Consider the following 12,280-nt stretch of genomic DNA (forward strand, 5'->3'; position numbering starts at 1 on the left):
TTCAGGGCATCATTTCCAGTGGTACGGGGTAGACATCGTCGCGTGCATCGCTGCCCTCGGCCAGCGATACCCAACGGTCGACGTCTGCGTTATAGCGCTGGTAATGGCGCAGCTTGGTACCCAGAGTGCGGATGAATTTTTCCTGGGCCAGGCCATCCCAGCTCTTCCAGGTTTCCTCATCCAGGTTAAGCACTTCGCTGTGGTAGGGCAGGTCTTCGAGGTACTCGCCCAACACACCAAGCTCAGCTAGCTTGGTCGTGCCGTTTTGCTTGAGTTGATTGGGGTCCGCGCCCATGGTGGCGGCCACCGAGCGTAGGCGCTCGAACATTTCCTCTGGGGAGATGAGGCCTTGGTTGGCGGCGTCCAGGATAGCTTTCAGGACGTCGCTCAGGTCGCTGAGCTGCGCCTTGGTCAGCAGCACGCGTACATCTGTGGTGGGAATGTTCTGCTTGATCGGATCCCGGTCAGCGATCCATGCCTGGAATACGGGGGGCGCCTGGCTACCGCTCTTCTCTCCGAGATAAGCCAGTCGCATGGCGTGCCCGATCAGGGCTGCATCGTCGAGCATTTTCTGCTCTGCTGGAGCGGCCTTGGCATTGAGCGCACTACCGATGGCATCCTCACCCATATAGGCGGCTTTTACTTGGCTGGTTATAGCACTGGCCAGCGCGTCAACCTTGTTGCCAAAAGCATTGAGATCGCCGGCGTCCACCGGGTAGTACAATGAGGTGTTGGTACCTGTGTAGGTGGACAACGCCTGGTACTGGGCCTGGGCTCTGGCATGGTCCTTGGCCCCGGTGGCGGTCTTCAGGTGCAAGGTGTAGATGGCCACCCCGGGATTGCCGGCTTCTATGCGTACCTGTTCCGCGCTGAGCCCCGTGGTGGAAAGCTTGTCATCGCCATCGAGGGCTCCAGCATCGGTGATCAGCACTACGTAGCGGGCGCCGAATGGGCTCCAGTCGATCTGGTCGATGGCCTGCATCACACCTGCATAAGCGTCTTCGTCGAAGCTACTACTGGATACCTTCGCTTGCTTGAGATCGGCGACCTTGGCCAGGAAGTCATCGCCGTCCTTTACCGTATTGGGATCGGCGTAGAGCTTGCTGACATACTCCAGGCCGGGTACAGCCTGAGTATTGGAGCGGAAGGCAACCAGGCCGAATTTGACTTGGCGACCGAGGTTTTCCTTGGCGATCTGAGCATAAACCTTGCGGATGGCTTCTCGGGTACGCTCGATATAGGGATCCATGGAGATAGTCGAGTCGATTACGAACACCACCGCAGCGCTGAATTCCTTGAGCTGGCTTGCACTGTCCTTACCATTGCTTGTATTGGCTACAGTGGTACCAGAGCTGGCAGCCCCCATGGGCGCATCGGCCTTGCTTACCGAGGCGACGTTGAGAATCCGGGTGCGGAAGCCCTCTTCGGTCATGACTTCTTCACCGCTGAGCACCGGTAGGAGATAGAACTCCTTCTGCATGTCGATGAAGTATTCCGGCTCCTGGGCCAGCACTCCCGGCGCCTGTTTGCCCTGTTTGAGCTTGGCGCGCAGGGGGGCGATATGGCTAACGGGATCAGGGGCATCGAGGATGCCCTGCAGCGTCTCGCGATTCTTGAAAAACAGCAGGCGATCGCGGTTGGCCGGATTGGTGAACGCCAGGGTCAGCTGCATCCTCCATTCTACGGTGCAACCTGCCGGTAGCCAGCCGCTGGTATTGCCGAAGCTATCAGGGCCGACCTTGAGCCACTCGGCATTTCTGGCGCTGGCACGTTCGTAGACATAGAAACGACTGAAGGCGGGTTGTTCTGCACCGGGAGAGCCGCCGGCACTGCTACTGAGGTGGCATCCCGGAGTGGTCAATACACGTTGATAGAGGGTTTTCTTGCCTTCCTGTAGCAGGGGCTTATCAGCAGCGAGTGCTGGGACTGCAACGAGAGCCAGAAGAACAAGAGAGAGGCGTTGCAACATCACGGCTTGAGCTCCTGGAGACGTTGTGCAGCTTCTTCGTTGTTGGGCTCATAACTGAGAATGTGTTCGTACCAGTAGGCGGCGGTAGCGTTGTCGGGCTCGGCGAAGCAGGCACTCGGCTGGTGGTACTTGGGGTCATACTCGCGGGCGTAGGCTGCAGCCACCTTCATGTCGCCGGCCTGTGCGCGGTTGGCATACAGGCGTTGGGCCACACCACAGTGCTGGGTATCTTTAGCCTGGGCGATGATCTGCAGAAGAGCATCGCTGTCAGGCGACTTCTTGATGCAGTTCTGCACGAAGCTCAACTCGCTCTCGTTGGCCAGCGCCTCTTTGCTACAGGGGGGCGTGGTTTGAGCTGCTGGGGTGGGTATGGGGGCGGCCGGTGCCGCCGCAGCGGGCGTATCGGGGACAGGTACCGTTGCTGGTCGGAGCCAGAGCCACAGGCCACCTGCCAATGCCAATGCCAACAGCAAAATGAGCAGGCCCAGAAAAGGGAGTGCCTTGCCGCGCTTAGGCTCGGAGGCAGTGGCAAACTCTGGAGTTCCGGCACTTGCTGGCGCGGGCGGCACGCTATCAGCCTGGGCAGGAGCAGGCGTAGATATCTGTTTTACTGCAGGCGCGGGCTTTACCGTTGGTACTGGTGCGGAAGCCGGTGTGGAATTCAAGCTGACGGTGCTTTCTGCCGCCCCTGGGCCTCTGCCATTGCCGGCCAGCGAAGGAAGAAGCCCATCCAACTGGATGATCAGCGGATTGTCATCTTCGACGCCGTCGTCATTGCGCAGGCGGAAGTTGTACATGTCGTTGGCCGAACCCAGCAGTAGGGGGTCGACGATTTCTGCACCGACCTGGCAACTGATGGAATCGCCACTGGCATTCTCGACGAAGTGCTGAGCGAACCAGCAGGGCGCATTGCCCCAGCGCCGATCATGTTGCAAGTAGTACTCGTCTTGGTTGCGCTGGATAGCGAACTCCAGGTGGCCGGCATCCTCTTCCCAACCACGCACCTGCAGCGTTGCTAGCCCAGCGACCGTTGGCGTCAGTGGACAGAGTTTGGCATTGATGGACATGTCTTATCTCGCTTTGAAGGCCTGGATGACTCGACCCAGCGCTTCGTTCTGCTCGGGGGTGATTTCCTTGCCCTTGCGGTGACCAGCGTTGTGCTGAGTGTGGATGGCGACCCCGGAAATCCAGTCGTTGGCGAAGATCACGCTTTGGTCGGTAGCTTGGGCCGGCAGATCGGGGAAGCGCCCTGGCATGGCCTGCTGGTAGAAGGCGAACAGTGGCAGCTTGCTGCCTAGCAGACCGCCCGGGCGTTGCTCCAATGGTTGCGACATATGACCGAACCAGGCTGCGAAGTCGTTGAGCACCAACTGCGTCGTCAGAACTTGTCGCTGCACCAGGCTCTCGCGACGGACGCCGCTCTGGGCGCGTTTGAGCAGGGCCTGACTGAGCTGTCTGGGGAGTTCTAGGCGCTCAGCGCAGACCACCATTTCATTGGCCAGTAGGGTAATGGCATCCGCTGGCAGCTCAAGCAGATCCAACAAGTGCTGACGACGGCTCAGCATGCGCAGGTGGTTCGCCCAGAGGTCGAAGGCGGCACGGGCAAAGCGGTGTTCGTGACTCTGGTATTCAGGCACCGCGGCTGCGGGAGTGCTTTCTTGGGGAACTGAGCTGACTTCGCCCCATATGTCGTATTCGATTTCCGGAGCTGAGCTGCTGGTTGTTTCGCCGGTCTTAGAGGCCGAGTCGGCGGGAGCGTCGAAGTCGCCGCTCAGATAGAGTTCGCGCAGTTGCGTTTCCGGCAGCGCCATGTAGGCCAGCAATTCGCCCAACACATACTTGCCGTTCTTGGTTGTGGCGAAGGGCTTGGCGATCATGTTGGCCACCAACTTCTTCTTGGCGCGTTCGTCTTCGCCGCCCGCCTCGTAGAATTCCTCCAACCGTGGAAGCAGGCTGGTCAGCAGGTCTTCGAGTTGCTCGCGGATCCGCTCCAGCTTGAAGTCCAGGCGTGCTACCGATGCCAGTGAGTCGCTGAAGCGGCTCATGCCGCCATCGTTGAGCGTCAGCATGGCTTGCCAGGCGGCCAGGGGCTCGGCGACATGTCGCTTGACCAGTTCGCTTGCATCGAAGGTCGTTGCCAACTGATCGAGAGCCGTCTTGTTGGCGGCGTTGAATCCTATTTCCCGGCTATCCTCGGCAAGCTCGATAAAGGGGGTGCGAAAACGTGGTTTGCGCACGAGATAGGTATTGCAGAAAGGCCGTGAGCCCCATTGCTGCATCCATTCTTCGTTGCCGAAACGCTCGATCATGGTCAGCTTGAGCATGTTGTCGCAGGCGTCCGGGTACTGCACGGCATCGCCGTTGAGGGCGTTAAGGATGAAGCCGTCGCACATGGTCAGTGCCCAGAAAAGCCCGGCATCGCGCTGTTCCCGGCGCTGCGGGGTATCGCCTTGAGTCTTGTTGATCCAGGCCCTCAATACTGGGCCGACGCTGACCACCTCACTTTGCTTGTAGGTGCTGGTGCACATCACCAGGGCATTCATTTCCTGCTCGTTGGTATAGCGTTCGAACAGGTAGGCGACCTTGCCACGCAACAGCAGACGGGCCACTGGATTGTTGCGTTGGCCATCGCTGCCGATCTCGGCAGCGTCGTTGATATCCAGCAGTTTCTGCCGGCTGCGATAGCCGGGGAAGTCCAGCAGGTCGACCGTGTTGACGATGGCCTTGGCGGGTTCGTTGATCAGCCGGAAGATCAGTTCGCTGGTCAACGAGGCCAGTTCTGCCATGTTGATCAATACTGGGGGATATAGCTCACCGGCCACGCATGGGCGCACTTCCAGTCGGCCATCGTTGGGGTTACCCAGGCGGCTGAGAATGTCGACGTTGATGATGCTGTTGCTCTGCACCATTTGCCCGTCGCGCTCGATGACCAGCGCGCTCAGGGGGGCAAAGAGCGTTTCCGCCAGACCTAGGCGATGCAGGGCTCCGGCGAGTTGCTCGTAAGTCTTGGTCATGGACCCGGTGTTGCCCCACAAGGGGGAGAACAGTCGAGCACGTTCAGACACAGAGAGCTTCGGTGCCAGGTGCAGAACCCTGGGCCAGTAGTGGTTAGCCAACGGGCGTACGGAATTCGGGTAATTGCGCTCCAGATAGTCCCAGAGGGCCACCACGTCGTCGCCGCTCACTCCCGGTACGGTGGAGTCGCCATCGTTGAAGCTCTGCAGCAGCGCCTCGATCTGAGCCTCATTGATTTGGCTGTTCAGGCGTTGGTGGTCGAAGTCCTCGAACCAAGCGTTGGCCAGGATGATGGCAATCTCGATCTCACGAAACAGGCGGACCTCCACCGGGAACAGTGGGTCCGGGCTGGGCTCGGCTCGGCGGGTGAAGCGAGTCACCAGGCCGGTGGCTTCCTTGCCGCCACCGACCGGGTTCACATGTTTGATGAAGTCCAAGCGCTGGTGGCCGAGCTGGGTTTCCAGGCGACCGTCGCAGTCTGCGGCCAACGCCGAGATCAAATAGCTTTTACCTGCCTGGGACAGACCGAAGAAGCCCATGCTCATGGGCGTCCCCGCGGCGCGTCCGAGGCTGCGTGAAAGGTTCCGCGCGCGGTGCAGGTCGCGCTGGAGCGAGTCAGCCTTGGCTGCGACCTCGTTGACCTTGCCGGCGACGTCTGCCAGCCAGTCCAGCGCCATGCCTGCACCTTCATGTACCGACGACCAGGCATGGCCGAGCGCGATTTGATCGGGGGTCAAATTGCTCATTTCGGACACACACTCCCGCTGTCGAGCCAGTAGTTTGAGGCTCCGCCTTCGGCGCTCAGCATGGTGTACAGCTGTAGCCTCACGTCTTTACGGTCGAAGGATTGATCCTTGACGTTGCTTTCGATGTTCTCGTCGATTACCAGTTTTTCCGCGATGATTTCCGCGTCGCCCCGGTCAGCATCGGCTTCTTCGACGCGGAAGCGCAGCATCAGACAGGCTTCGAGTCCGTCGGTGGTGGGCTTGCCGACCAACTTGCGGGTACCACGCTCGGTCAGTTCGATCAGGTACAGCGGGGCTGCTGCCCAGCGTTGGGCCGTGAGTTGGCGATAGCCCAGACGGGTTTTGCCGAGCACGCGTAACTGTGGCCCGTCCACCTGCGGCGGATGCAGTTCGAGGTATTCGTTGCCGGTGTGTGGATCGGTCTTGATCACATCCCGGTAGAGCATGTCGTGATCGATGACCAGGTTATTCTCATCCAGCTTGCCGACGTGGCGCATGGTGGAATAGGGTTTCAGGCGGTTCACGCCGAAGTAGAAGTTGGAAACCTTGCGCTGCTCGCTAAGCAGGCAGAGCATCGCGCCGACGGCGGCGGTGCTTTTGGGATCGTCGATCTCGCCATTACGATGGAAGGGATACCAGCCGCCGGTGCGATAGCCGTTCATGGGGACAATTCGCCCAGGCGGCAGTGGTACTTTGCGGCGGATGTAGGCCTGCACACCTGGCAGGCGTGACGGGCGCCCAGTGAGCAGGAGCGCATCGCAGGGGTACTGGAACACTATCTCGCATAGAGCGTCGAGGATCTTGGTCAGGTTGATCTGACTCTTGAGGAAGCTCTGGTGAATGGCTGCAAGATCGACGCGCAGGCGCACCTGACGTAGATCGAAACCATCGGCTCCGCCGTCGACTCGGCGCACACCGCTGGCCACGTACTCACAGATACGCTCGCTGATTGCTGCCTCACCTAGCAGCTCACCGAAGCTGTATTCATGCACCGGGCTGATCAGCTCGGGGTCATAGGCCTCGTAGGCCTTGAGCAAATACAGGCCTAGAGGTGTATACACCTGCAGGTTCAGTTGCTGACGAAGTATGGCGTCCTGGGCACTGGTGCTTTCATCGCCGCTAAGACGGGACATCAGTGAGCGCGGCGACGCAACGCCGAAGGACTTCAGCGCCCGCTCCATGTCCGGTAGGACGAAGCGCTGGATGATATCCAGCAAGATGTCGTCGCCGGCTACCTTGAAGCTGTCGCGGAAGCGTTGTTCGGGAATGATTGAAACGTTGCTGCCGGCAGTGTTTTCCGTGCCGCGCTCCAGGCGGTAGTCGGTGATCACCAGATCGGTTGTGCCGCCGCCGATATCGATGCTTGCCAGGGTGATCTGTTCCCTGGCTCGTTTATCCGGGCGTGCCAGCGTGTCGAAGAATTCCTGGGGATGGCCGGCGAAGTTCTCGCGGATCTCGGTGTAGAGATATACCAGTTGGCCGCAGGTGGCCTCGTCCCACTCGACTTTGACTCGCGGCAGGGGGACACGGGGTTTGGGAACGGGCGAATTCTGGCCCTTGGCCTTGGTTGGGTCCAGGTCGCCTTCGTGCCAGCCCATGCACTTCCAGACCAGGGCGATGGCTTGCAGCAGGCGGTCGTTGAGGATGCTGCGCTCGACCTGGGGCATGCCCGGCGGCACTGTCAGGGTGATACTTGATAGCTGTCGCGGACGCTGGGTATGGCCCATGCGTGTGCGTTGCGCTGGGCTGTTGATCTGCAGCAGGGCCTGGGTCAGCACCTCGGCGAGCATGAAGGTCATCAGCGAACTGCGCGAGTACTGTGGGGAGAACGCTGGGAGGCGATCGTCCTCGTTCTTGAGCTTGTAAAAAGCTTGGCCCAGCTTGGTGATCTTGTGGGAAAAGGGGGCCGCGGTGGCTTTGGGTTCGCTGTCGGTTTGTACGTAGGCGCTATTGAAGCGCCAACCGTGAGAGTAGGCGTTCTCATCCCAGAGATAGCGCTTGGGGCTGGATAGACCCGTCGAGCCTTCGGTGCCGCGGCGGCGCCCGGAAAGGCGGCCGGCCTCGACGCCTATGCGAGCGATGGTAGGCCACTGGAAAGCATCGTGGCGCCCGCTTTGCACCGAGAAGTTCTCCTTGCCAAAGGAGGCCTGGGCAAACTCGATACGGCTCTCGAACGGTTGGTTGCAGACCTGCTCGGGTTGTGACAAATCGCGGATCTGTAGTACGTAGTTGTACTTCAGGCCGTCGCCGGATTGGCCATGATTTTCGATGAGAATGCCGCAGGTACGAGAGTTGCCTACGTCCAGTACCAGATCGACTGGGATAGGTGGATCGATGGAATCCACACCATTGGCAATCAGCTTGATCTCCGGCACCTCGATACGTGCAGGCTCGCTGCTGCGCTGTTCGGGAATGGGGCGGGCCATCAGACTTAGCAGATTGAGGTAGTGGCCGATGTGACGTTGCTCAGCGACTTCTTCCTCGACATCCTCGCTTGGTCGGTGGCGGTTGCCCTCGCGGTAGATTTCCAGCAGCCAGTCCTGCACCCACTTCTGATCCAGGAACCAACGTGTCTGGCGAACATGGCAGGCCAGGCGGAAAGAAGAGCCTGCGTTGATGTCGTCGCGCGTCGGGGCCAAGTACTGCATGCCATCGCCGATAACCATTGCGCGCGTGTCAAAGGCCAGGGTCAAACGGTGAGTATTGCCATCCAGATCAGGCTGCTCAAGCTTGACCAGGCGCATGCGCGCCCAGTTACTGGGGCCCTCGTCATAGCGTTCTGGCGGCAGGAAGCGGAAGAAAGGCGCAGGCAGCCACAGGCCATCGAGAAGGGTTAGGCTGGCCTGCATGCTCAGGGCCAGGTCTTCTTCGTCGACCTCGGTGATAAGGCGCTCCTGAGCCCCGCCCTGGCGCTCCCCGCCCACCGGTCCCAAGTGGAAATATTGCTTGGTTTCCTGATTCTGCAGTAGGCGAGCAATCAGGGTATTACCCATCCTGGCGAAGCGCCCGGCCGGTTCGTTGCGCAGGTCCAGTTGAACGGCGAAATCCATGAACTGGATACCGCTGTCGTTTACCAAGTGGACGGTTTCTTCAAATTGCGTGAGCTCTGGCAGCATGAGGTCCAGCCTTTATTCGCGCCGCATGGTCATGGGAAATCGGTTCTCGCCGTAAGCACCCTGGCAGTCGGCAATGCTCTGTGCGTCTGGTTTGCAGGTCACCTGAGGCATGTCATAACTACTACCGTCAGTGCAGGTGGCTTGGTCTTGACTGTCGATGCCAAGATTGCCTCCGCTCATTGCCGCGCTGACCCCGCCCGTACAGGAAACACCGTCTGGACGCCGAATGGTGACGTTACCCTTGCCCTTTTCGAAGGCGTATTCCAGACGCAGTGGTTTGGCCGTCTTGGCATCCAGGATGCCGGCGCCTGCGCGGTAATTGCCATTGAGGAAGTCCGCAGGACCATCCGCTGCCTGAGGGGGGATATTCAACGGCTCGGACGCCACAGGCGGTGTGTTTCCCGGGCTGGATTTATTGTTAGGCACGGTGCTCGGTTCTGTACCAGACACGTCTTTGCCTGGCGCGGTCTTTTCCTGCACTGCCGGCTGCGAGGCATGAGAAACTGCCTCTGGCGGCTGAGTCGTATTGCCTGGGACACTTGGGGCTGTACCCTGCAAACCTGCGTTTAGGTTCGCTCCGGGAGGTACGCGACTCGTGCTGTCCAGGCTCGGCTGGGGAAGTGACGCGCTGCCCAGACCGAACTCTGCGTGGGGAGTACAGCCGCGCAATAGGCCGAGCATCAGCAACGCCAGCGCTATCAGCAGCAAAGGCCAGAGCCACCAGAAACGTCGCCACCAGGGCCTGACCAATACGTCTGATGGAGGAGTTGCTGGTGTGGCCGAAGTCGATGATGGCGTGCTCTCGAGGGTGGGGAGCACGTTGGGCACCGAAGACGCTGAGCGTGGTGTCAGGAAATACAAGGGATCGCGGTGACGGTCGGCCTCGTTGTTCACAAAGCCCCAGAAGCTCAGAACCGGCTGGCTGAGCGGTTCGCGCAAGCCTTCTGCATTCACCCGAGAGCCTTCCACCAGATACAGATAGCTTTCATCCGGGCTATGTGGAACCAGCCCGAGCAGCTTGCCGAATATGACCTTATCACCCTGGCCCGACTGCACCAGAGATTGGCTCATGTCTCGGATAGCCTGACGAAATTTGATCAGCTTGGCGCGGGCGGCATCGCGTTCCGAATCGCTGGCTGAGCTCCAGGGGATGACATCTCCCGCGACAGGGCTGTACCAATCGATCAAATTGCCTTGTTCGTTGCTTTTCGGAATGGCCAGGAACTTGGCCAGTTCGGGAGATTTCCGGCTGAGGGCAGCGATGATCTGCAGGGCTGCTTTGTACACCGGTTGCCCGGTCTCCCCCATGGCAATGAAGTCGTCACTTTTGCCAGTACGAAGCAGTGCGCCGTGCATGTTTCAGTCCCTTGCCGCTATATCAGTCCATGGAGCGCGAAAATGCGCTAGGACGCGAACAGTAATGGCAAAACACCATCGTCGTCAATTTCAAGCACTTAGCTTGCCGAGCTTTGGAAAGCATGCTTGCGTAATCCGCTCGACGACAGAATTGTTCTGTACCGCTTTTTTCATGGGTTTCGAAGGCAGCAGCGTTGGCTGTGAAGCTATAGCGTCATTGTCCATAGCTTCGAGCACGGTATGTCGGCAAAAGCTGGTACTGATCTGCATCAGATGGTGGGTTGAGCGGGCTACCCATGGCAGAGAGTTCGGGTAACGGCTGTCATGCTCCCCCTGGAGCAATTGGCTATCAAAAAGAGAGAAATGGGCATGGAGCAGCCATCGAAGGTCGATGGTGGAATTGACAGGAACGTGGAACCCTTGATTCAGGTTGGCTCTGGCCTACTTCAAGCGAAGTGTCAAAATGATATCTCGGTGATATTCTTTGAGGCTTCCAACTTTCATCAAGGAACGATATGAAGAAGCTAATCTTCGCACTTGCCCTCACGTCACTTGGATCGAGCCTGGCCTTCGCCGATAGCAACGTAGGCCAATGTGTTTACCCCAAGCACGTTGTTGGTTCGGATGGTAGCCTGAAGTTCAAGCAACAGATCGTCATCCTCGGACAACCTGACGGTAATGGTGTGCAGTTCGTTCTCAAATCCTTTAGCTCCTTCACTGTTGGCGCCGAATCGAACGGCTATATCCAGTTGGTGACCACGCCGGACTATAACGAAGCTGACCCAGAAGCAGGGGCCGGCAAGGTCTTCGGTTGGGCAAAACCGAAGGACTTCGATTTTGTGCCCCTGCGAAACTGCAGCTGACCTTCAAGGATCGATGAGTTAGCTGGCATGCACTCCCTCTCTCGCTTGCCGCATTTCGCAGCTACGCTGCCGTCGCCTGGGGCAGGAAGGGCGCGCGGCGAGTCAGATAGGATGGCAGGCCTGCGTAGACAATGAGGCGGGGCGTAGCCCCGTCATTTCAGCCCTGGATGTTTGTTGGAAAGTATTGAGGTAGCAGGCTCTCTGGTTTGCCAGCGATGCAGGTCGGGCTGGTTGAGTCCATGTAATCCTCATGAGTGCCGGCCCCGACGAATGCCGAGCCGTCACCGTGGCAGTTGACACCCCGTCGCTACCCTCGTCGGCGCAGCAGGCTGACTGGTCTTCCCACTTGAAGATCACGATCTTGTCAGGAGTGAGGTTGCCCGCGCGGGTCAGCGTGAAATCGATTCGTTTGGACAATTGCGGTAGGTGCAGCTCGATAGTGAGGCCAGTGTCATTCGGTACTGCCTTGAACGAGCCCCTTGAAACACAGGACACCGTTTCCCCCCCCCTTACCATAAGGGATAGGCAAACGACTATGTTTATGACTACCAGCAAAGACAAAAGCATCGAAGTGCTCGGCTAGGAGCGGCGTCGCCGCTGGAGCGTCGAGGAGAAACTGGCCATGGTGCGCGAGAGCCTGGAACCTGGGCAAAGCGTCTCGGTGGTGGCCCGGCGCAACGGCATCAATCCTAACCAACTGCTCCATTGGCGCAAGCTCTACCAGGATGAAGGCCTCACGGTGGTCAGTGCTGGTGAAACGGTGGTACCTGCTTCCGAGCTGGCCGATGCCCTCACGCAGACTCGCAAACTGCAACGGATTCTGGGCAAGAAGACCATGGAGGCGGTCAGTGAGAATGCCGTGGGCATCACCCAGGTAGAAAAACTTCTGCACGACGAGGAAGGCGTGGTGTGCGCCGATGCCGATTATACCGGGCTCGAGAGGCGGGAAGAACATGCCAGGCGGAAGGTTATCTGGCAGATCGCGGTTCGGCGCAGCACCTCCAAGACGCATTGCAAGCGCAGTGTCTTATACAAAGCACCGCGCAATATTGAGAAAGCCAAGGTTCAGGTATGAACGAAGGCTGGGCATGCGGTCCGCGTGGTCAAACGACAGTTCGGTTATCAAGGAGCGCTTCCGAGAGTTGGCCAGGAATGCCTCGCAAATAGTGATGCTGTTTGTCCACTCGAATCTGTGGATGGCCCACCGAAGTTTAC

The 12,280-nt window shown here is 59.1% G+C and carries 6 protein-coding genes and 2 pseudogenes; 3 read left to right on the forward strand and 5 right to left on the reverse strand.

Translation table 11 applies throughout. The features are described from left to right. Position 1: 1 nt before the first annotated feature. The 5 genes from LDJ84_RS10295 to LDJ84_RS10315 are packed head-to-tail and all read right to left on the reverse strand — an operon-like array spanning position 2 to position 10,202. A complete protein-coding gene (locus LDJ84_RS10295; RefSeq protein ID WP_034076246.1) occupies positions 2-1,969 on the reverse strand; it encodes a vWA domain-containing protein in 1,968 nt (655 codons plus the stop codon). Next, complete coding sequence (locus tag LDJ84_RS10300) at positions 1,969-3,036, reverse strand: hypothetical protein (RefSeq protein ID WP_034076248.1); 1,068 nt, start codon at positions 3,034-3,036, stop codon at positions 1,969-1,971. Before LDJ84_RS10300 ends, LDJ84_RS10295 begins: the two co-directional genes overlap by 1 nt. A 3-nt stretch (positions 3,037-3,039) precedes the next feature. Further along, positions 3,040-5,730 (reverse strand): putative virulence factor, encoded by a 2,691-nt coding sequence (locus LDJ84_RS10305; protein WP_034076250.1) that lies wholly within the window; start codon positions 5,728-5,730, stop codon positions 3,040-3,042. After that, entirely contained in the window at positions 5,727-8,846 is a 3,120-nt protein-coding gene (locus LDJ84_RS10310) for a virulence factor SrfB (RefSeq protein ID WP_034076252.1), read from the reverse strand. The genes LDJ84_RS10305 and LDJ84_RS10310 overlap by 4 nt, the downstream gene beginning before the upstream one ends. Positions 8,847-8,858: 12 nt before the next feature. Next, positions 8,859-10,202, reverse strand: a complete 1,344-nt coding sequence (locus LDJ84_RS10315; protein ID WP_071557648.1) for an SrfA family protein — start codon at positions 10,200-10,202, stop codon at positions 8,859-8,861. A 515-nt stretch (positions 10,203-10,717) separates the two neighbouring features. Here LDJ84_RS10315 and LDJ84_RS10320 point away from each other — a divergent pair. The 3 genes and pseudogenes from LDJ84_RS10320 to LDJ84_RS10330 all read left to right on the forward strand — a co-directional run. After that, the gene (locus LDJ84_RS10320; RefSeq protein ID WP_034076256.1) at positions 10,718-11,065 is read left to right on the forward strand and encodes a hypothetical protein; all 348 of its coding nucleotides are present in this window, start codon (positions 10,718-10,720) and stop codon (positions 11,063-11,065) included. A 622-nt stretch (positions 11,066-11,687) separates the two neighbouring features. Continuing rightward, a pseudogene (locus tag LDJ84_RS10325) lies at positions 11,688-11,906 on the forward strand (transposase); the annotation flags it as partial. A 12-nt stretch (positions 11,907-11,918) separates the two neighbouring features. Next, positions 11,919-12,279 (forward strand): annotated as a pseudogene (locus tag LDJ84_RS10330) (transposase); the annotation flags it as partial. Position 12,280 lies beyond the last annotated feature (1 nt).

The sequence above is a fragment of the Pseudomonas sp. HS-18 genome (genome assembly GCF_020401845.1).
In the GTDB taxonomy this organism is placed as follows: Bacteria; Pseudomonadota; Gammaproteobacteria; order Pseudomonadales; family Pseudomonadaceae; genus Pseudomonas; species Pseudomonas nitroreducens.

Coding starts and splice junctions, on each gene's coding strand:
- LDJ84_RS10295 (WP_034076246.1), bottom strand. CDS start 1,969: ATGTTGCAACGCCTCTCTCTTGTTCTTCTGGCTCTCGTTGCAGTCCCA.
- LDJ84_RS10300 (WP_034076248.1), bottom strand. CDS start 3,036: ATGTCCATCAATGCCAAACTCTGTCCACTGACGCCAACGGTCGCTGGG.
- LDJ84_RS10305 (WP_034076250.1), bottom strand. CDS start 5,730: ATGAGCAATTTGACCCCCGATCAAATCGCGCTCGGCCATGCCTGGTCG.
- LDJ84_RS10310 (WP_034076252.1), bottom strand. CDS start 8,846: ATGCTGCCAGAGCTCACGCAATTTGAAGAAACCGTCCACTTGGTAAAC.
- LDJ84_RS10315 (WP_071557648.1), bottom strand. CDS start 10,202: ATGCACGGCGCACTGCTTCGTACTGGCAAAAGTGACGACTTCATTGCC.
- LDJ84_RS10320 (WP_034076256.1), top strand. CDS start 10,718: ATGAAGAAGCTAATCTTCGCACTTGCCCTCACGTCACTTGGATCGAGC.